This is a genomic window from Streptomyces solitudinis (assembly GCF_036323765.1).
In the GTDB taxonomy this organism is placed as follows: Bacteria; Actinomycetota; Actinomycetes; order Streptomycetales; family Streptomycetaceae; genus Streptomyces.
On sequence record NZ_JAZDCW010000004.1, the window covers coordinates 277,317 to 298,374 of the forward strand.

The window sequence follows — 21,058 nt, forward strand, 5'->3', positions numbered from 1 at the left end:
CCGCGCACCGGGTCACTGCTGGTGGCAGACGGCGACGCGGGGCTCGTCCAGCCAGGGCAGCTCGTGGCCCATGCGGTCGCGCTTGGTGCGCAGGTAGCGCAGGTTGTGCTCCCCGGCCTGGACGGGCATGGACTCGCGCGCGGTGACCCGTACGCCGTTGTGCTCCAGGGCCCGGCTCTTGTCGGGGTTGTTCGTCATCAGCCGCACGGAGCGGACGCCGAGGTCGGCGAGCATCTGGGCGCCGGCCGCGTAGTCGCGGGCGTCGGCGGGCAGGCCGAGTTCGAGGTTGGCGTCCAGCGTGTCGCGGCCGAGTTCCTGGAGTTCGTAGGCGCGCAGCTTGGAGAGCAGGCCGATGCCGCGGCCCTCGTGCCCGCGCAGGTAGATCACAACGCCCCGGCCCTCCTCCTGGACGCGGCGCAGCGACGCCTGGAGCTGGGGGCCGCAGTCGCAGCGCTCGGAGGCGAAGACGTCGCCGGTCAGGCACTCGGAGTGCACCCGCACAAGGACGTCCTCGCCGTCGCCGACGTCTCCGGCGACCAGCGCGATGTGCTCGACCCCGTCGGCGGTGGAGCGGTATCCGTGGGCGCGGAAGGTGCCGTGCCCGGTGGGCAGCGAGGTGACGGCCTCCCGGCGCACGGTCGGCGCGGTGGTCCCGGTGACGGCCCTGCGGTAGGCGACGAGGTCCTCGATGGAGATGATCGCCAGCCCGTGCTTGCGGGCGAAGGGCACCAGTTCGGGCAGCCGCAGCATCGTGCCGTCCTCGGCGGCGATCTCCACGATGGCGGCGGCGGGCCGCAGCCCGGCGAGCCGGGCCAGGTCGACGCCCGCCTCGGTGTGGCCGGGGCGGGTCAGTACGCCCCCGGGGCGGGCGCGCAGCGGGAAGACGTGGCCGGGGCGCACGAAGTCGGCGGTGTCGCTCGCCGGATCGGCGAGCAGGGCGATCGTGGCGGCGCGGTCGGCGGCGCTGATGCCGGTGGTGACGCCGTGGTGCCGGGCGGCGTCCACCGAGACGGTGAAGGCGGTGCCCATGGACTCGGTGTTCTGCCCGACCATCTGCGGCAGGTCCAGGCGGTCCAGCGCGGGCGCCTCCATGGGCACGCAGATCAGGCCGCGGCACTCGCTCATCATGAAGGCGACGATCTCGGGGGTGATCTTCTCGGCCGCGATGACGAGGTCGCCCTCGTTCTCGCGGTCCGCGTCGTCCACCACGACGACCGGCCGTCCGGCGGCCAGTTCGGCGACGGCCCGCTCGACGGGATCGAGGACGAGGGAGTCCCCGGCGGCGAGGCCGGGGCCCGCCGCGTCGTACCAGCTCTCCAGTGTGGTCATGCGGCCGTTCCTTCCATATCCGGCACCGGCCGCGGGGCCGGCGCGGTGCTCGCGTCGCGGCTGCGCAGCCACCAGGCGCGCAGCCCCCACAGCACGAGGACGAGGTAGACGAGGTAGACGAGGCCGGAGAAGGCGAGCCCGCTGGAGAAGGCCAGGGGCACGCCCACGAGGTCGACCAGGATCCAGGCGAACCAGAACTCCACCAGGCCGCGGGCCTGGGCGACCATGGCGGCGAGCGTCCCGGTGAAGATGTACGCGTCCGGCCACGGGTTCCACGACAGCTCGGGCACGGCCGTGAACAGGCCGCCGACGGCGAGGGTGCCCAGGGCCGTGCCGCCTGCCAGCAGCAGCCGCTCGCGGGTGGTGGCGAAGCGGACGGCGACGGCGCCGTCACCGGCCCGGTCGCGTCCGGTCCGCCACTGCCGCCAGCCCCACAGGGCGACGGCGATGACGACGAGCTGCTTGCCGACCCCGCCGCTGAGCGACGCCGAGTGGTAGGCGGCGACGAGGATGATCCCGGCGAGGAGCTGCGCGGGCCAGGTGAGGACGGAGCGGCGCCAGCCGAGGGCGAGGGCCGCGAGTCCGAGCAGGTTGCCCGTCATGTCGGACCAGATGACCGTCTGCCCGAAGGCTTCGAAGGCGGTGCTGTTGAGGGAGTCGAGGAAGCTCACCGGGCGGCCTCCGTCCGGGCCGTCCCCCCGGCGCCGAGCAGCCGCTCGACGTACTTGGCGAGGACGTCCACCTCCAGGTTGACCGGGTCGCCGGTCCGCTTCACGCCGAGCGTGGTGAGGTCGAGCGTGGTGGGGATGAGGCTGATGGTGAACCAGTCGTCGCCGGTCTCGACGACGGTGAGGCTCACGCCGTCCACGGTGATGGAGCCCTTCCCGACGACGTAGCGGGCCAGCTGGGGCGGCAGGCTGACGCGCACCAGCTCCCAGTGCTCTCCCGGGGTGCGGGCGGCGATGGTGCCGGTGCCGTCCACGTGGCCCTGCACGAGGTGGCCGCCCAGGCGCCCGCCCAGTTCCATGGGCCGCTCCAGGTTGACCCGCGCGCCCTCGGTGAGGGCGCCGAGGCTGGTGCGGCCGAGGGTCTCGGCCATGACGTCGGCGGTGAAGGTGCCGTCGAGGGTGTCCACGACGGTCAGGCAGACGCCGTTCACCGCGATGGAGTCGCCGTGCCGGGCGTCCTGGGTGACGAGCGGGCCGCGCAGGGTCAGCCGGGAGGAGTCCCCGAGGGGCTCGATGGCGGTGACCTCGCCCAGTTCTTCGACGATTCCGGTGAACACTCAGCGCTCCTCGGGGGCGGTGGGGACGGCGGTGACGCGCAGGTCCGGGCCGACGCGCGTGACGTCGGTGACGGACAGCCGCAGCGCCTGGGCGATGGTGGTGATGCCCGCGTCGGCCAGCGCGGGCGGCCCCGCACCCAGCAGGGCGGGCGCGAGGTAGCCGGTGACCCGGTCCAGGGCGCCGGCGGCGACGAACGCCCCGGCGAGACGGGCCCCGCCCTCCAGCAGCACCGAGCGCAGCTCGCGGGCGTGCAGGGCGGCGAGCAGCGCGGCGAGGTCCAGCCCCGGCCCGTCGGCGGCCCGGGGCAGCCGCAGGATGTCGGCGTGCTCCTCCAGCGCGGTGGCGTCGGCGTCCTCGGCCACGGCCACGAGGGTGGGGGCGGCGTCGTCCAGGACGCGGGCGCCGGGCCGGACGGCGCGGGCCCCGGCGTCCACGACGACGCGCAGTGGCTGGACGGCTCCGGGCACGCCGCGCACCGCGAGGTGCGGGTCGTCGGTGCGCGCGGTGCCCGCTCCCACGAGCACGGCGTCGGACTCGGCGCGCAGCCGGTGCACGTCGGCGCGGGCCTCGGGGGAGGTGATCCAGCGGCTGGAGCCGTCGGCGGCGGCGGTGCGGCCGTCGAGGGTGGCGGCGTACTTCCAGTGCACGTGCGGGCGGCCGAGCGTGACGGCGGTGAGCCACGCGGCGTTGCCGGACGCCGCTTCCTGGGCCAGCAGTCCCCCGGCGACGCGGACGCCCGCGGCGGCCAGGGCTGCGGCTCCGCCGCCGGCGGTGCCGGTGGGGTCGGCGACGGCGTAGACGACGCGGGCCACCCCGGCGTCGATCAGCGCCTGCGCGCACGGGCCGGTGCGCCCGGTGTGGGCGCAGGGCTCCAGGGTGACGACGGCGGTGCCGCCGCGGGCGTCGTCGCCCGCCTCGGCGAGGGCGTGGATCTCCGCGTGCGGGCCGCCGGCCCGTTTGTGCCAGCCCTCCCCCACGGTGCGCCCGGCGGCGTCGAGCACGAGGCAGCCGACGACGGGGTTGGGGCGGGTACGGCCGAGCCCACGGGCGGCGAGGGCGATCGCGCGGCGCATCGCGTCGCGCTCGCCGGGCGCTGCGGTTGCGGGGGCCACCGGGTCCTCCTGCCTCAAGGGGCACGGACTCCGGGGTAGAGCGGGACTTGGGCGGACGCCGGGACGGCGGCACCGGGCCAGGGCTGTTTCCGCCCCCGCGAGGGGACGGCCACGGCGACGGCGGCGCGCCGCGTGACATCCGCCGCGCACTGCCTCCCATCCGGACTTTAACCGTCGGTCCAGGAGTTTCACCTGGTCAACCGGCCGCTGGCGGCGGACGGGTCGCGGACTGTAACCGCCGGTTCGGACTTTCACCGACCCCGGAGTGCGCTGACGTCACGTGTACGTGTCCAGTCTGCCACGCGCCGCGCCGTCCCATGCGGGCGAGGAATGTGGCCTGACTCACAGGACGCCCCCGCCCCGGGCCGAGCCCGGGGCGGGGGCGAGTTGCCGGGGCATTGGTCCATACCTATTGACTCACTGGTCTAGTCCTCTTAATCTCACCACACCTCCGAGGAGCGGTCCGACGGCGTGCGCACGCCCCGGGCCAGGCACGACCCCCCACGCGCCCGTGTACCCGTCCCCCCTCTCCAGGAGGACCCCGATCGTGTTGCCCAGAAACCGCGCGAGAGCGACACTCACGGCGGTCACCACCGCCGTCGCCGGGCTGCTGCTCGGCACGCTCACCGCCACCCCCGCCCAGGCCCAGGTCGCGGAGCACGAGTCCTGCCGTCCCGACGGGCTCTACGCCACGCCGGGGGTCGACGTCCCCTACTGCACCGTCTACGACAGCGCCGGACGCGAGAAGATGGGCGCGGACCACCAGCGCCGCATCATCGGCTACTTCACCGGCTGGCGCACCGGCAAGGACGGCCGCGACGCCTACCTCGCCTCCGACATCCCGTGGGACAAGGTCACCCACCTGAACTACGCCTTCGCGCACGTCGACGGCGCGAACCGGCTCTCCGTCGGCCCCGACGGACCCGAGAACCCCGCGACCGGGATGACCTGGCCCGGCGTCGAGGGCGCCGAGATGGACCCGGACTTCGGCTACCAGGGCCACTTCAACCAGCTGAACAAGTTCAAGAAGCAGCACCCGCAGGTCAAGACGCTGGTGTCGGTGGGCGGCTGGGCGGAGACGGGCGGCTACTTCGGGCCCGGCGGGGAGCGGGTGGACTCCGGCGGCTTCTACTCGATGGCCACCAACGCCGACGGCTCGGTGAACCACGCGGGCATCGAGACGTTCGCCGACTCGGCCGTCGACTTCATCAAGACGTACGGCTTCGACGGCGTCGACATCGACTACGAGTACGCCACGTCGATGAAGGACGCGGGCAACCCGCTGGACTGGCACATCTCCAACCCGCGCCGGGCCGGGCTGAACGCGGGCTACGCGGAGCTGATGAAGACGCTGCGCGAGAAGCTGGACCGGGCCGGGGCGGCGGACGGACAGCACTACCTGCTCACGGTGGCCGCGCCCTCCTCGGGCTACCTGCTGCGCGGCATGGAGACGTACGAGAGCGCCAAGTACCTCGACTACGTCAACATCATGTCCTACGACCTGCACGGCGCCTGGAACGAGCACGTCGGCCCCAACGCCGCGCTGTTCGACGACGGCAAGGACGGGGAGCTGGCCGCCGCGGGCGTCTACACCACCTCGCAGTACGGCGGGATCGGCTACCTCAACGCCGACTGGGCCTACCACTACTTCCGCGGCTCCATGCCCGCCGGCCGCATCAACATCGGGCTGCCGTACTACACGCGCGGCTGGAAGAACGTCACCGGCGGCACGGACGGCCTGTGGGGCAAGGCGCGCGCGACCACCTGCCCGGCCGGTTCCGGCCTGACCACGTGCGGTGACGGCGCCTCGGGCATCGACAACCTCTGGCACGACCTGGACACCGACGGTGTGGAGTCGCCCGCCGGCTCCAACCCGATGTGGCACGCCAAGAACCTTGAGGAAGGCATCGTCGGGGACTACGTCACGCAGTACGGCTTCCCCGCCGGCCACGCGCTGACCGGTACCTACGACCGCAAGTACAGCCAGACGATGGCGGCGCCGTGGCTGTGGAACGCGCAGAAGAAGGTGTTCCTGTCCACCGAGGACGAGCAGTCGGTGCGGGCCAAGGCCGACTACGTGGTGGACCAGGGCATCGGCGGCACGATGGTGTGGGAGCTGGCCGGGGACTACGGCTGGAACGCGGACAAGGGCCAGTACGAGACCGGTGACACGCTCACCGGCGTCATGTACGACGCCTTCAAGTCGGCTCCGGCGTACGGCGCGCAGCGGGCGACGGGCGACATGCCCACCGAGACGCTCGACGTGGACGTGCGCTTCACCGACTTCGCCCTCGGCGACTCCAACTACCCGATCGGGCCGAAGCTGCGGATCACGAACAACTCCGGCACCACCCTCCCGGGCGGCACGGAGTTCCAGTTCGACTACGCCACCTCCGCCCCGGGCAACGCCAAGGACCAGTCCGGGTTCGGCACGACGGTCGTCGCGAGCGACCACACCAGGACGGGCAACGTCGGCGGGCTGGACGGCGACTACCACCGGGTGTCGCTGAAGCTGCCCGCCTGGCAGTCGGTGGCCCCCGGCGGCACCGTGGTGCTCGACTTCGTCTACTACATGCCCGTCTCGACGCCGTCCAACTGGACGGTGACCGTGGACGGCACCCGCTACGGCATCACCGCCGACCTGGCCCGCGGCACGACGCCCGGCACCCCGGGCGACGGCGGCGGCGACGGTGGTGGTGACGGCGGCGGTGACGACGGCGGCGGTGACGGCGGGGAGTGCGCCGCTCCGGCGTGGACGTCCGGCGGCGTCTACACCGGCGGCAGCACCGTCGCCTGGGACGGCCGCACATGGCGCGCCAAGTGGTGGACGCAGGGCGACGAGCCCGGCACCACCGGCGAGTGGGGTGTCTGGGAGGACCTCGGCGCCTGCTGAGCCCTCCCCCGCTGACCGGCCCCGGTGGGCGCGTGCGACAGGCCGCGCCCACCGGGGCCCTTCACCGTCCCCGGGCCGCGTCCCGCCCGCCGCCGTTCACACCGGCGGACTGAACAGCACGTCCTGCGCGGCGTCCATCGCGGTGAGCACCGCGCCGCGCAGCACCGCGCCGCCGCCCACCGAGCCCGCCCTGACCTCGGTGCGCAGCGGGATCATCCCGGCCAGGCTCCCCCGCACCCGGGCGGCGAGCGCGTCACCGCCCGCACGGCCCGTCTCACCGCCCAGCACGACGCAGCCGGGGTCCAGGACGGCGCAGACGGCCGCCGCGCCCACGGCGACGCGGGCGGCCAGCGCGTCCAGGAACCCGTCCGCCCGCCCGGCGCCGTCGGCGGCCGCGGCCCGCACGACGGCCTCGGCGGCCGGTGCGGCGTCCCCCGCGTCCCCGGGCACGGCCAGTCCGTGCTCGCGGGCCAGGGCGCAGACGGCGGCGCTTCCGGCCAGGGAGAAGAAACCGCCGTCGCAGTCGGTGGCCGTCGGCGGGTCCGCCGTTCCGGGCACGGGCAGGAAGCCGATCTCCCCGGTGCCGCCCGAGGCGCCGCGGCGCAGCGCCCCGTCGAGGATCACGGCGGCGCCCACGCCGTGCCCGAGCCACAGCAGGACGAAGGTGTCGCGGTCCCGGGCGGCGCCGAGCCGCTGCTCGGCCAGCGCGGCGAGGTTGACCTCGTTCTCCAGCAGCACCGGGGCGCCCAGGGTGCCGCGCAGCCGGGTGACGAACTCCCCGTGCCAGTGCGGCAGCGAACCGGTGTGCTGAAGGCGCCCGGTCGCCGGGTCGACGAGTCCGGGGGCGCCCACGGCCAGGGTGTGCGGCGTGCCGACACCCGCCCGCGCCACGGTCCGCTCCAGCAGGCCCGAGGCCGCGTCGACGGTGCGGCCGGGCTCGTCGGCCGGGTCCACGGGAAGCGTGTCCTCGGCCACCGTGCGGCCCAGGAGGTCGGCGACGGCCACGGAGACGCGGTGGGTGCGCACGTCGATCCCGGCCAGGTGGGCACGGTCGGCGACGATGCCGTAGAGCCTGGCGTTGGGACCGCGCCGCTCGGCGCCCGTCTCCCCCACCACCGCGACGAGCCCGGCGGCGCCGAGCCGTTCGACCAGGTCGGCGACGCTGGGCCGGGACAGGCCCGTCAGCTTCTTGAGCTGGCCCGCGGTGAGCGGCCCCTCGGACTGGAGCAGGCGCAGGGCCAGCCGGTCGTTGATGGCCCGCGCCGTGCTCGGGGACGCGGAGGCGGCGGCGGGTGCCGCGGCGGCGGGGCGGGCGGAGACGCGGGGGGCGGGGCCGGGCCGCAAGGCACCGGAGCCGCTGTCCGCGGGCAGGCGTGGGCTCACGCGGGCCATCCTTCCAGACGCACTCCAACTATTATTCAGGCTACCTTCCTGATAGTTTACGGCGGCAACGGCACAGGCGGCGACCGGGGAGGCTCCACGGCATGGCGGACATCGGGAAACCGGACGGCGGGAGCGCGGGCGTCTTCTCCGTGCGGCGGGTGCGGCGGGCACGCCTGGCCGTGGCGGCCGTGTTCGCCGTGCACGGCGCGGTGACGGGTGGCTTCGCCACCCGCATCCCCTGGATTCAGGACCACGCGGGCATCAGCGCGGGCCAGCTCGGACTCGCCCTGGCGTTCCCGGCCATCGGCGCGTCCCTCGCCATGCCGCTGGCCGGGAGGATCAGTCACCGCTTCGGCGCCCGGACCGCCCTGCGCGGCCTGCTGGCCCTGTGGACGGCCGCCCTGGCGCTCCCCGCCCTCGCCCCCGACCTGCTCGCCCTGTGCGGCGCCCTGTTCGTCTTCGGCGCCACGGCGGGCATGTCCGACGTGGCGATGAACGCGCTCGGCGTGGAGGTGGAGCGGCGCATGGGCCGCTCCATCATGTCGGGACTGCACGGCATGTGGAGCGTGGGCGCCCTGACCGGCTCCGCAGCCGGTACCGTCGCGGCCCACACCGGTCTGGACGCGCGGGTGCACCTGACGGTGGCGGCCGCCGTCCTGACGGTCCTCGGCGCCGTCTTCTGCCAGGGCGTACTGGACCTGCGCAGCGCCCCGGACGAGCACCCGCCGCCGCGTTTCACGCTGCCGCCGAAGTCGGCGCTGGTCATCGGCGCGGTCGGGTTCTGCGCGGTCTTCGCCGAGGGCGCCAGCCTCGACTGGTCGGCCGTCTACCTGCGCGACGTGCTCGGCACCTCGGCCGGTGCCGCCGCGGCGTCCACGACGGCGTTCGCCTGCACGATGGCGGTGGCCCGGCTCGCCGGTGACGCGGTGGTCGAGCGCTTCGGCCCGGTACGGACCGTGCGCACCGGAGGCGTCGCGGCCACGGCCGGCGGCGCGCTGGTCGTCCTCGCGCCGCACCCGGCCGCCGCCATGGGGGGCTTCGCCCTGATCGGACTGGGCATCGCGGTCGTCGTCCCGCTGGCCTTCGCCGCCGCCGGGCGCAGCGGTGACGCCCCCAGCCAGTCGATCGCGGGCGTCGCAACGATCACCTACACCTCGGGGCTCATCGCGCCGTCGGCCATCGGGGCCGTCGCCGAAGCCTCCTCGCTGACGGTGTCCTTCGGCATCGTCACGGTGCTGGCCTGCGGCCTGGTCCTCGGAGCGGGGGTCCTGCGCGGCGCGACCGGCTCCGCCGGGGCGTCCGGCGGGCAGCACCTCCCCGCCGGGACCGCCGCGCTCCCCGGCGGCGACCCGCGCTGACCCGGCCGGGCCGTGGCGCCGAACGGGGCGCCGGGCCCGGCCGCCCGCCAGCGGGCGGGGACGGTCAGAGCGTGACGGGTTCCGCGCCGGTCTCCTCCCGTGCCGTGGGCAGCTCGCGCAGCGGCCGGATCGGGCTGAGCAGCAGCAGCGCCCCGGCGCCGGCGAGCACGGCGCACATCGCCCAGATGGTCCCGGGCAGGCCGAGCAGCCCGCCGAGGACGCCGCCGGTCAGCGCGCCGACGGCGAACGAACCGTAGTTGAGGGTGGAGGTGGTGGCGCGGACCCGGCCGAGGAGCGGACCCGGGGTGTAGGTCTGGAAGAAGCTGCCGCTGATGACGTTGCCCGCGACGATGCCGCCGACCGCGACGCCCCAGGCCAGGGTGGAGACGGCGAGCGGGATCTGGGTGCCCGCCATCGGGAGCAGCAGGATGCAGGGCGCGGCGAGGAGTTCGCAGTACAGCAGGGCGCGGGCGGTGCCCCAGCGGCGGGCGACACGTCCGGCGAGGGTGGCGCCGAGCAGCCCGCCGACGCTGACGACCGCGAACACCGCTCCGACGCCGCCCGGTTCGAGACCGACCGTGCGGACCAGGAAGAGCACCTGGACCGCTTGGATGCCGCTGAGCGCGAAGTTGCCCATGGCGCTGAAGCAGACCAGCACCCGCAGGTAGCGGTCCCCGGCGACGAACCGCACGCCTTCGGCGATCTCCTGGCGGATGCCGCGGCGGGCGGACCGCTCCGGCGGCCGTTCGGTGGTCTCGATCCGGGAGAGGCACAGGAGCGAGACCAGGTAGGAGGCGGCGTGGGCCAGTACCGCCGAGACGGGGCCGAGGAGCTGGCCGATGAGTCCGGCCAGTCCCGGCCCGGCGACCTCGGCCGCCGATTCGCCGCTGCGCAGCTTGACGTTGGCTTCGAGCAGGTCGGGTTTGGCGACCAGGGTGGGCACGATCGCGCCGTAGGCGGTGTGGAAGAAGACCCGTACCGTGCCCGACAGCAGTGCCACCACGACGAGCTGGCCTGCGGTGAGCAGTCCCAGCCAGGCGGCGACCGGGACGCTGAGATAGATCGCGACGAACAGGAGGTCGCAGCACTGCATCACCCGGCGCCGCGGCAGCCGGTCCACCCAGGCTCCGGCGAGCAGGCCGATGAGGAGCCAGGGCAGCCAGGCCGAGGCGGTGATGACACCGAGCACCAGCGGCGGCACGTCGAGTACCACCACGGCGACCAGGGGCAGCGCGACGGCGCCGATGGCGGTGCCGAGGGCGCTGGTCACCTCGCCCGTCCACAGCCTGCGGAAGTCGGCTTCCCGCCACAGCCCCAGGCGTCCGCGCCGGGGGCGGCCGCCGGGCGGCGGCCCCGGACCGGGCGACGGCTGGGCGGGCGGCGGCTGGGCGGGCGGCGGCCCGGCCGGAGGTTTGGTCCCCGCCGGGGCCGTGCCCTCCGCGGGCGGTCCTGTGGCGGCGGTGAGATCGGTCATGACGCACGCTCCTCGGAAGCCGTCTCGGCGATCGCCGCGATCTCGGCCAGCGGCGCGCCGCGGGTGAGTTCGCCGTGCGCGCAGCCGATCCGGTGCGGGATGACAAGACCGGCGACGTAGGGCCGCCATGCCTCCTGGTACGGCCAGTCGGCCGGTTTGCCGGCGGTGGCGCCGACGAAGTGCGCGGTGCCGTGGAAGACCCCCGGCACATGCTCGTTGAGCAGCTTGTGGTGACTGGTGAACGCCTCCGGCAGGTAGGGCGCCGCCTCGCCCAGAGTGCGGCTGAGTTCGACGAACCCGGGATCCTGGGCGGAGGCGTAGCCGAGCGAGGCCAGCATCACCGCGAAGGTCTCGGCCGGGTCGGCGGGCAGGTCGCTGCGGGTGACGCTGCCGGGCAGCGCCGGGTAGCCGTCGAGCAGGATCAGCTGCCCGGCCAACTGGCCCTGCTCCTGGAGGTGTACCGCCATGGCCTGGGCGACGACGGCGCCGAACGACCAGCCGAGCAGCCGGTAGGGGCCGGACGGCTGGACGGTGCGCAGCCGCTCCACGTACTCGGCGGCCATCTCCTCGACCGAGGCGGGCGGCGCGCCGCGCAGGGCCCTCGACTGGAGTCCGTAGAGCGGCCGTCCGGGGGCGAGGTGGCGGAGCAGCCCGGCGTAGCTCCAGCTGATGCCGGCGGCGGGGTGCACGCAGAACAGCGGTTCCGCGCCGTGGCGCGGGCTGCCGCCGGTGCGCAGCGGGAGCAGCATGTCGAGCGGGTCGTACGCGCGGGCGCCGTCCCCGCCCGGGCCGGCCGTGCCGCGGCGCAGCACGGTGGCGAGACCGGCGACGGTGGGGTGCTCGAAGACGGTGCGCAGCGAGACCTCGGCGTGGAAGCGGACGCGGACCCGTTCGGCGAGGCGGCTGGCGAGCAGCGAGTGGCCGCCGAGGTGGAAGAAGTCGTCGTCGATGCCGAGGTCGGCCTCGTCCTCGTGCAGGATCTCGGCGAAGAGCCCGCGCAGCGCCCGCTCCTCCGCGGTGCGCGGCGCCCGGTCCGGGTCCGTCGCATCCGGGAGGGCGGTTTCGTCGACGGTGCCGTCGGGGCGGAGCGGCAGCGTGTCCAGGGCGACGAGGCAGGCGGGCACCGGATGGCCCGGCAGCGCCGCGGCGAGGTGGGCCGCCGCCTCCCGCGGACCGGGCCCGGCGCCAAGGCCGCCGTCCGGACCGGTGTAGTAACCGGCCAGCCGCACGGCACCCGCACCGGAACGCACGCTGAAGTGCGCCGCACCCACACCAGGATGAGCGGACAGCGCCTCGGCGAGATGGACGAGATCCACAGCCACACCGTTCACCCGCACCACCCCCGCCACAGGACCCACCAGCAGCAGCACCCCGTCCGCACGACGCCGCGCCAGCACCCCCGTCGGCGCCCACGCGGCGTCCGCGCCGTCCCCTTCGCTCCGGCCCGGTCCGGCCTGGTGCAGCTCGCCCGTCACCCCGGCCGGGGCGGGTCCGCCGAAGGGGTCGAGGACCGCGAGGCGGCGGCCGGTCAGCGGCCTGCCGAGCGGCACCCGGGAGGCGCGCGGACCGTCCCCGGTCACCTCGTGGACGGCGAGCGGTGGCCCGGCAGGGTCGGGTCCGTAGGCGGTGAGCAGCCGCAGCCCGGGGCAGGCCCGGCGGACGGCGGCGAGCAGACCGGCCGGTACCGTCCCGGCGCCGGTGGCGACCACGGTGCCGAGCCCGGCGAAGGCGTCCGGCCGGCTCCCCGCGGTCGCGGCCAGACGGCCGGCACCGGTCCACAGGCAGGTGAGCCGGTGCACGGCGGTGGTGGCGGCGAGCCGGTCGGGGCGGAGGCCGCCCGGGTCCACGACGACCAGGGCACCGCCGGTCAGCAGCGTGCCCCAGAACGGGAGTCCGGCGGCGTCGAAGCACTCCTCGGGGAGCAGCGGGGAGCGGACGGCGGGGCCGGGCGGGTGCCAGCGGGGGTCGGTGGCGAGCGCGGTGATCTCCCGGTGCCGGACCGGGACGGGGCGGGCGGCGCCGCCCGGGCCGCCCGGCGGGTGGGCCCAGAGCGCGGGGGCGTCCGGGTCCACGGCGGGGAAGGCGCGGTCCGGCGCACGGCCGGACACGGCGTCCACGGACACGGCGTCCACGGACGCGGCGTCCACGGTGCGGACCCCGGCCGGGACGGCGCCGGTCCCCGCCGGCCCGCCGGTGCTGGTGACCAGCAGCCGCGCGCCGGTGGCGGTGAGGACGGCGGTCCGTCCGGCCTCGGTCAGTGACGGCGGCAGCGGTACGCAGACCGCTCCGGCGCGGGCGATGGCGAGCGCGGCGACCACGGTCCGCGCGGACGGGCCGACGGGCAGCGCGACCGGTACCCCGGGGCCGGCTCCGGCGGCGGCGAGTTCGGCGGCCAGCGCGGTGGCGCGGGCGTCGAGGGCGGCGCAGCGCAGGGGTTCCGGACCGTCCACCGCCAGGGCGTCCGGGGTGCGGGCCGCCCGGGCCGCGAAGTGCTCGGCGAGCGTGGCGGGACGGGCCGGGTCAGCGGGCGGTCCGGCCGACTGGACGCGGGCGGCGTGGCGCTCCCGCGCCCCGAGGACGTCCAGCGAGCCGACCGGGCGGGCGGGGTCGGCGGTGACCTGCCGCAGCAGCCGCACCCAGGCGGCGCCGAGCCGCCGCACGGTCGCCTCGTCGAACAGGTCGGCGGCGTAGTCCAGCACCACGTCGATGCCGGCCGGGACACGGCCGGGGCCGTAGCTCTCCTCGCACAGCACGCTCAGGTCGAACTTGGCGGCGCCCGCGCCGGCCGGCTCCGCGGTGACGGCCAGCCCGCCCAGACGCAGCGGGGCGGCCTCGTTGTTCTGGAGGGTGAGCATCACCTGGAAGAGCGGGTGCCGGGCCAGCGACCGCGCCGGGTTGAGTTCCTCCACCAGCCGCTCGAACGGCACGTCCTGGTGCGCCTGGGCGGCGAGGTTGCCCTCCTTCACCCGGCGAAGGAGTGCCGCGAAGGTGGGGTCGCCGGAGAGGTCGGTGCGCAGCACCAGGGTGTTGACGAAGAAGCCGACCAGGTCCTCGACGGCCTCGTCGGTGCGTCCGGCGACGACCGAGCCGAGCGGGATGTCGTCCCCCGCGCCCATGCGGTGCAGCAGCGCGGCCAGCGCGGCCTGGAGCACCATGAACGGGGTGACCCGCTGCTCGCCCGCCAGCCGCAGCACGGCAGCGTGGAGTCCGGCGTCGAGCGGCTGGGCGATCCGGCCGCCGCGGTGGCTCGCCGCGGCGGGGCGGGGCCGGTCGGCGGGGAGTTCCAGCTCCTCGGGGAGTGCGGCGAGCGTGTCGCGCCAGTAGGCGAGTTGGCGGGAGAGCGGGCTGCCGGGGTCCTCGTCGGAGCCGAGCACGTCGCGCTGCCAGAGGGCGTAGTCGGCGTACTGCACGCGCAGCGCGTCCTGGCCGGGTGCCCGGCCCGTGAGGCGGGCGGTGTAGGCGAGGTCCAGGTCGCGCAGGAGCGGGCCGAGCGACCAGCCGTCGCCCGCGATGTGGTGGAGCACCAGGACCAGTACGTGCCGGTCCTTTCCGGCGTGCAGCAGGGTGGCGCGCAGCGGCGGTTCGGTGGCGAGCGCGAACGGGCGCCCCACCGCCTCCTCGAAGGCGGCGCGCAGCGCGTCCGGGCCGCCGGTGGCGTCGACGGTCTCCAGCGGGTCGCCCGGCGCGTCGGCGGAAAGGATGAGCTGGTAGGGCGCGCCGTCGTCGCCGGTGCGGAAGACGGTGCGCAGGCTCTCGTGCCGTTCCCGCAGGTAGCCGAGGGCGGCGCGCAGGGCGGCGCGGTCCAGCGGTCCGTCGAGGTTGAGCGCGAGCGGGATGGTGTAGAGGCGGCTGGCGCCCTCCATCTGGTCGATCAGCCACAGCCGCTGCTGGGCGTACGAGAGCGGGGTGCGGGCCGGCCGCGGGCGGGGGGTGAGCGCCGCGCGGGTGTCCGCCTGGCCGTCCCCGCCGGTGGCGGCGGTGGTCAGCAGCGCGTCCAGGGCGCCCGCGGTGGGGTGTTCGAAGAGGGCGCGCAGGGTGAGCTCCGTACCGAAGGCGGAACGGATCCGGCTGGCCAGCCGGGTGGCGAGCAGCGAGTGGCCGCCGAGCCGGAAGAAGTCGTCGTCGAGGGTGACCGACTCCGCCCTGAGGCCCAGCACTTCGGCGAACAGGCCGCACAGCCGGTGCTGGCCCGCGGTGACCGGGCGCCGCCCGCGCGCTCCGGCGCCGCCCGCGGTGTAGTCGGGAGCGGGCAGGGCACGGCGGTCGATCTTGCCGTTCACGGTCAGGGGCAGCGCGTCGAGCAGTACCAGCGCGGCCGGGACCATGTACCCGGGCAGTTTGGCGGCGGCGTGCCGCAGCAGTTCCGCGCGGAGCGCCTCGCGTGGCCCGGCGCCGGCGACCGGCACGCAGTAGGCGGCCAGCCGCCGGTCGCCGCCGTCCTCGCGCAGCACGACCGTCACCTGGGCGACGGCGGGGTGGGCGGCCAGCACCGCCTCGATCTCGGCGGGTTCGACGCGGAAACCGCGCAGCTTGATCTGCTCGTCGGTGCGGCCCAGGTGTTCCAGCGCGCCGTCGGCGTTCCAGCGCACCAGGTCGCCGGTGCGGTACATCCGGGCGCCGGGGATGGTGGCGTGCGGGTCGGCGAGGAAGCGTTCGGCGGTGAGCTGGGGGCGGCCGAGGTAGCCACGGGCGAGCCCGTTGCCGGACAGGTACAGCTCGCCGGGCACACCCACCGGTACCGGGCGCAGCGCGCCGTCCAGGACGTAGCCGCGGGTGCCGTCCATCAGCGGCCCGACCGGCACCGGTCCGGCTCCGGCCAGGTCCTCGGCGCGCAGGCGCAGGGCGGTGGAGAAGGTGGTCGTCTCGGTGGGCCCGTAGACGTGGACCAGGCGCAGGCCGGGGCAGGCGTCGAGCACGCGGCGCAGCAGGGCGGGCGAGGCGGTCTCACCGCCGGTGAGCACGGTGTGCAGCCGGGCGAGGGCCGCGGGCCACTCCTGGGCGATCAGGTCGAAGAGGCCCTTGGTGAGCAGGACGGCGGTGAGGTCGAGCTGCTCGGTCAGTTCCGCGATGCCGGACGCCACCAGGCTGGCGTCGGGGGCGCAGACCACGGTGCCGCCGGTGAGCAGCGGTACCCAGACCTCGAAGGTGGAGGCGTCGAAGGCGTACGAGGAGTGCAGCAGCACCCGGCGGGCCGAGCCGTCCCGCCAGAGCGAGTCGGCAGCCAGCGCCACCACGTCGCGGTGGTGGACGGCGACGCCCTTGGGCCGGCCGGTGGAGCCGGAGGTGTGCATCACGTAGGCGAGCTGGCCGGGGTCGACCGTGGGGGGCGGCAGGGTGCCGGGGGTGGCGTCCAGCTCCCGCCACAGCTCCTCGCCGAGCCGTACCGTCGGCAGAGGGGACGGGTCGTCCGCCGTCCGGGAGCTGTGCCCCGGGCGGTTGGTGACCAGCACCGCGGCGCCGGTCTCCGCGAGGAGCGCGTCGATCCGCTCGGGGGGCAGCGAGGGGTGCACCGGCACGTAGCAGCCGCCGGACTTGGCTACGGCGAGGAAGGCGGTGACGATCTCCGGGGCGTGGTCGAGCAGCAGCGCCACCGGCGTCTCAGCGGTGACGCCGAGGCCGCGCAGCCGGTCCGCGAGCCGGCTGGTGCGCAGGTCGAGCGCGGCGTAGGTGAGCGGGTGCGTGCCGTCCACGGCGAGTGCGTCCGGCGTGGCGGCGGCCTGCCGGGCGAACGCCTCGGGCAGCGAACCGGCCGGGCCGCCGGCCGGAGCGGGGGCGCCCTGGTGGCCGGTGAGCAAGGTGGTGCGCTCGGCCTCCGTCAGCATCTCCAGCTCCGCGAGCGGACGGGCGGGTTCGGCGAGCGCGGCGTCCAGCAGCCGGAGCCAGCCGTCGGCGAGGCGGCGCGCGGTGGCGGCGTCGAAGAGGTCGGTGGCGTACTCCAGCGCGCCGGACATCCCGGCGGGGGTGGTGCCGTCGGTGCCGTGCCGCTCGTCGAGGCTCAGGGTGAGGTCGAAGGTGGAGGTGGAGATGCCGGCGTCCGCGAAGGAGACGTCGAGTCCGCCGAAGTCCAGCGCGGTACCGGAGGTCGCGTGCAGCGAGACGGCGACCTGGAAGAGCGGGTGGCGGGAGAGCAGGCGCTCGGGGCTGACCTCCTCCACCAGCCGCTCGAACGGCACGTCCTGGTGGGCGAAGGCCGCGAGGTCGGCCTGCCGCACCCGGTCGAGGAGTCCGGCGAACGAGGGGCGTCCGGAGAGGTCGGTGCGCAGGACCAGGGTGTTGCTGAAGAAGCCGACCAGCTCGTCCAGCGCCTCGTCGGACCGCCCGGCGACCGGGGCTCCGACGGGGATGTCCTCGCCCGCGCCGAACCGGTGCAGCAGCGCCGCGAAGGACGCCTGTACCGCCATGAACGGGGTGGCACCGTGCGCCCGGGCCAGTTCGGTGAGGCGGCGGTGCCGGCCGGCGTCGAGGGCGAGCGGGACCTGCCGGGCGCGGTGGCTCGCGGCGGCCGGGCGGGGGCGGTCGGCGGGTAGGTCCAGGACGTCGGGCGAACCGGCCAGCGCTTCCTTCCAGTAGGCGAGTTGCCTGGCGAGCAGGCCGGCCGGGTCGTCGTCGGCGCCGAGCAGCTCGCGGTGCCACAGCGCGTAGTCCGCGTACTGCACGGGCAGCGGCTCCCAGTCGGGCGCCCGGCCCGCGCACCGCGCGGTGTAGGCGCTGCCCAGGTCGCGCAGCAGCGGGCCGAGCGACCAGCCGTCGGCGGCGATGTGGTGCACCACCAGGGTGAACAGCCGCTCCCCGCCCGGTGTGCCGGCCTCGGCGTGGTGCAGGAAGCCGTGGACCAGTGGTTCTTCGCCCGCCAGGTCGAAGCGGTGGGCGGCGGCCTCGTCCACGGTGCGGCCGGTGCGGGTGAGCAGCCGGGCGCCGTCCGGGGCGGGCAGCAGTCGCTGCCGGGGCACGCCGTCGTCCTCGGCGAAGACGGTGCGCAGTGCCTCGTGGCGGCTGACCACGTCGGCGAGCGCGGCGGTGAGCGCCGCCTCGTCCAGCACGCCGCGCAGCCGCAGCGGCAGCGACACGTTGTGGGTGGCGTCTGGGCCTTCGAGCTGGTCGATCAGCCAGAACCGCTGCTGCGCCGGCGAGAGCGGTACCGCCTCCGGGCGGGGCCGGGACCGCAACGGCGGGCGCGGGGGCCCGACGTCGAGGGTGGCGGCGAGGCGTTGGGCGGTGGGGTTCTCGAAGACGGTGCGGATGGTGAGTTCGGCGCCGAGCATGGCGCGGACACGGCTGGTGAGGCGGATGGCGAGCAGGGAGTGGCCGCCGAGGTGGAAGAAGTCGTCGTCCGCCGCGAGGGTTTCGGCCTCCAGGCCGAGTACCTCGGCGAACAGGCCGAGCAGCACTTCCTCCACCGGGCCGCCCGGACCACGCTCCGGTCCGGCGGTGGTGTCGGCGGCTTCATCCGGGAGGGCGGTCTCGTCGACGGTGCCGTCGGGGCGGAGCGGCAGCGTGTCCAGGGCGACGAGGCAGGCGGGCACCGGATGGCCCGGCAGCGCCGCGGCGAGGTGGGCCGCCGCCTCCCGCGGACCGGGCCCGGCGCCAAGGCCGCCGTCCGGACCGGTGTAGTAACCGGCCAGCCGCACGGCACCCGCACCGGAACGCACGCTGAAGTGCGCCGCACCCACACCAGGATGAGCGGACAGCGCCTCGGCGAGATGGACGAGATCCACAGCCACACCGTTCACCCGCACCACCCCCGCCACAGGACCCACCAGCAGCAGCACCCCGTCCGCACGACGCCGCGCCAGCACCCCCGTCGCGCACGGCTCGCCGGCCTGGTCCGCCCGGAGCAGTTCCCCGGGGACGCAGTCCGGCACGGGGCGCGAGGCGGCGTCCACCAGCCGCAGCCGGCGGCCGGCGAGGGGGCGGCCGAGCGGTACCCGGGTGGTGTGCGGCTCGTCGCCGGTCACCCGGTGGGCGGTGAGGTAGCGGGCTCCGCCGTCGGGGTCGTGGGCGGTGAGCAGCCGAAGGTCCGGGCAGGCGCGGCGGACGGCGGCGAGCAGACCGGCCGGCACCGTCCCGGCGCCGCCGGTGATGAGGGTGTGCAGCCCGGCGAAGGCGGCCGGGTCGGTGGCCGCCGTGCGGGCGGTGGTGGCGGTGTCCAGCCGCAGCGTCTCCCCGGCGGCGGCGCCGTCGGTGCCGGTCCCGGCGAGGACGGCGGTGCCGCCGGCCAGCAGCGGCAGCCACAGTTCGAAGGCGGCGGCCTCGGACTCCCACGGCGCGTGGACCCGCATCCGGGTGTGCTCCCCCGCGCCCCAGACGGGGTCGGTGACGAGCGCCGCCAGTTCCCGGTGGCTGAGGGCGGTGCCGTCCTGCGCGGGAAGCCAGGCGTTGGAGGCGGGCGCGATCAGCGGCAGCCTGGCGCCGCCGGGCTCCTCGCCCCCTTCCGCCGCTGCCCCCGCGGCGGGCTGGAGCACCGGTACGCCGTGCGGCGTGCGCCGCGGACCGGTGCCGCCGGTGGTGACCACGAGGTGTTCCCCGGCGGCTTCGGCCGGCACCGGGACGGCGCCCGTGAGGGTGAGAGCCACCAGCGCCACCACCGCCCGCGTGGACCGGTCCAGCTCCAGCGCCACCGGGGTGCCGGGGCGGACGCCCGCCGCGATCAACTCGGCGGCGAACACCCGGGCCCGCCGCAGCAGTCCGGCGTAGCTCAGCTCACCGTCCACCCCGCGCACCGCGGTCTTCCCCGGGGTTCGCGCGGCGGTCTCGGCGAGCAGCGCGCCCAGTGCGAGGTCCGGTGCGGCGGCGTGCGGGCCCTGCCCTGCGGCGAGCGCGGCCCGCTCCCCGGCCGCGTCGAGCAGCGCGGGCGCGGCGACCGGCTGGTCAGGGTCGGTGGCGGCGGCGGTCAGCAGCCGGACCACGGTGGCCGCCACGCGTTCGGCGGTGGCGTGGTCGAAGAGTTCGGCCGCGTACTCCAGCGAGCCGTCGATCCCGGCCGGGGCGCCGTCGGCGCCGTGGCGCTCCTCCATGCCGAAGCTGAGGTCGAACTTGGCGACCCGCAGGCCCAGCGGTTCCGGTTCGGCGGTCACCGACTCCAGCTCGAACCGGCCGGGTTCGTGGCTCTGGAGGGTCAGCATCACCTGGAAGAGCGGGTGCCGGGCCAGCGACCGTTCGGGGTTCAGCTCCTCCACCAGCCGCTCGAACGGCACGTCCTGGTGCGCCTGCGCGTCCAGGCTGGTCTCCCGCGCCCGGCGCAGGAGCTCGGTGAAGGTGGGATCGCCGGACAGGTCGGTGCGCAGTACCAGGGAGTTGTTGAAGAAGCCGACCAGCTCGTCCAGCGCCTCGTCCGGCCGGCCCGCCACCGGCGTGCCGACGGCGATGTCCTCGCCCGCGCCCAGCCGTCCTAGCGCGGCGGCGAGCACCGCCTGCACCACCATGAAGAGCGTGGCGCGGTGGGCGCGGGCCAGCCGCAGCAGCCCGGCGTGGGTGGCGGCGTCGAGCCGTACCGGTACCGCGTCGGCCTCGGTGCCGGTCAGGGTGGAGGGCCGGGGCCGGTCGGCGGGCAGCTCCAGCTGGTCCCCCAGGCCGGACAGCTGGGCGCGCCAGTAGCCGAGTTGCCGGGACAGCAGGCTTTCCGGGTCCTGGTCGGAGCCGAGCAGCTCGCGCTGCCACAGGGCGTAGTCGGCGTACTGCACCGGCAGCGGCTCCCAGCCGGGCGCCCCTCCCGCGCGGCGGGCGGCGTAGGCGGTGGCCAGGTCGCGCAGGAACGGCGCCTGGGACCAGCCGTCGGCGGCGATGTGGTGGAGCACCACCAGCAGCACGTGGTCCCGCTCGCCGAGCCGGTACACGGTCACCCGCATGGGCGCCTCACCGCTCAGCTCGAACGGGCGGCCCGCCTCGGCGTCCCGGAGCGCCGGACAGCCGTCCTCCGTCGTCGGCACCACGGTGAACTGCGGGCGGGTCGTCCCGGCCGGGAGGATCTGCTGCCGGGGCAGGCCCGACTCGACCGGGAAGACGGTGCGCAGCGACTCGTGCCGGTCCATCACGTCCCCCGCTGCGGCCCGCAGCGCTGCCAGGTCCAGCGGGCCGCGCAGCCGCAGCGCGAACGGCAGGTTGTACAGCGGGCTCGGCCCGTCCATCTGGTCGATCAGCCACAGGCGCTGTTGTGCGAAGGACACCGGAATCACGGTGCTACTCCCTACTGTCTGGTCAGGTCACCGAGGGCGGGCGGGCCGGGC

General features: G+C 75.8%; 9 protein-coding genes and 1 riboswitch. Of the genes, 2 read left to right on the top strand and 7 right to left on the bottom strand.

The features are described from left to right. Positions 1–12: 12 nt before the first annotated feature. Genes V1J52_RS12575 through ribD form a run of 4 tightly spaced genes read right to left on the bottom strand, consistent with a single transcriptional unit; the run spans position 13 to position 3,688 of the window. The gene (locus tag V1J52_RS12575) at positions 13–1,329 is read right to left on the bottom strand and encodes a bifunctional 3,4-dihydroxy-2-butanone-4-phosphate synthase/GTP cyclohydrolase II (protein WP_330139809.1); all 1,317 of its coding nucleotides are present in this window, start codon (positions 1,327–1,329) and stop codon (positions 13–15) included. Then, positions 1,326–2,000: a nicotinamide mononucleotide transporter family protein gene (locus tag V1J52_RS12580; RefSeq protein ID WP_330139810.1), complete on the bottom strand. Its 675-nt coding sequence runs from the start codon at positions 1,998–2,000 to the stop codon at positions 1,326–1,328. The genes V1J52_RS12575 and V1J52_RS12580 overlap by 4 nt, the downstream gene beginning before the upstream one ends. Next, positions 1,997–2,614 (bottom strand): riboflavin synthase, encoded by a 618-nt coding sequence (locus V1J52_RS12585; protein ID WP_330139811.1) that lies wholly within the window; start codon positions 2,612–2,614, stop codon positions 1,997–1,999. The genes V1J52_RS12580 and V1J52_RS12585 overlap by 4 nt, the downstream gene beginning before the upstream one ends. Next, on the bottom strand, positions 2,615–3,688 hold the full coding sequence (gene ribD, locus V1J52_RS12590; RefSeq protein WP_330140106.1) for a bifunctional diaminohydroxyphosphoribosylaminopyrimidine deaminase/5-amino-6-(5-phosphoribosylamino)uracil reductase RibD: 1,074 nt from the start codon (positions 3,686–3,688) through the stop codon (positions 2,615–2,617). 181 nt (positions 3,689–3,869) lie between these two features. After that, positions 3,870–4,000: riboswitch (FMN riboswitch) on the bottom strand. Between the two features lie 274 nt (positions 4,001–4,274). Between ribD and V1J52_RS12595 the strand changes: the two genes are divergently transcribed. Further along, on the top strand, positions 4,275–6,620 hold the full coding sequence (locus V1J52_RS12595) for a chitinase C-terminal domain-containing protein (RefSeq protein WP_330139812.1): 2,346 nt from the start codon (positions 4,275–4,277) through the stop codon (positions 6,618–6,620). Between the two features lie 96 nt (positions 6,621–6,716). On the opposite strand, the gene V1J52_RS12600 is transcribed toward V1J52_RS12595, so the two are convergent. Beyond that, complete coding sequence (locus V1J52_RS12600) at positions 6,717–8,012, bottom strand: ROK family transcriptional regulator (protein WP_443075809.1); 1,296 nt, start codon at positions 8,010–8,012, stop codon at positions 6,717–6,719. Positions 8,013–8,104: 92 nt separating this feature from the next. On the opposite strand from V1J52_RS12600, the gene V1J52_RS12605 reads away from it, so the two are divergent. Next, a complete protein-coding gene (locus V1J52_RS12605; protein ID WP_330139813.1) occupies positions 8,105–9,361 on the top strand; it encodes an MFS transporter in 1,257 nt (418 codons plus the stop codon). Positions 9,362–9,425: 64 nt separating this feature from the next. Here the strand turns inward: V1J52_RS12605 and V1J52_RS12610 are convergent, their stop codons facing one another. Both V1J52_RS12610 and V1J52_RS12615 read right to left on the bottom strand, forming a co-directional pair. Next, positions 9,426–10,835, bottom strand: a complete 1,410-nt coding sequence (locus V1J52_RS12610; RefSeq protein WP_330139814.1) for an MFS transporter — start codon at positions 10,833–10,835, stop codon at positions 9,426–9,428. After that, entirely contained in the window at positions 10,832–20,998 is a 10,167-nt protein-coding gene (locus V1J52_RS12615) for a non-ribosomal peptide synthetase (protein ID WP_330139815.1), read from the bottom strand. The genes V1J52_RS12610 and V1J52_RS12615 overlap by 4 nt, the downstream gene beginning before the upstream one ends. Between the last annotated feature and the right edge of the window lie 60 nt (positions 20,999–21,058).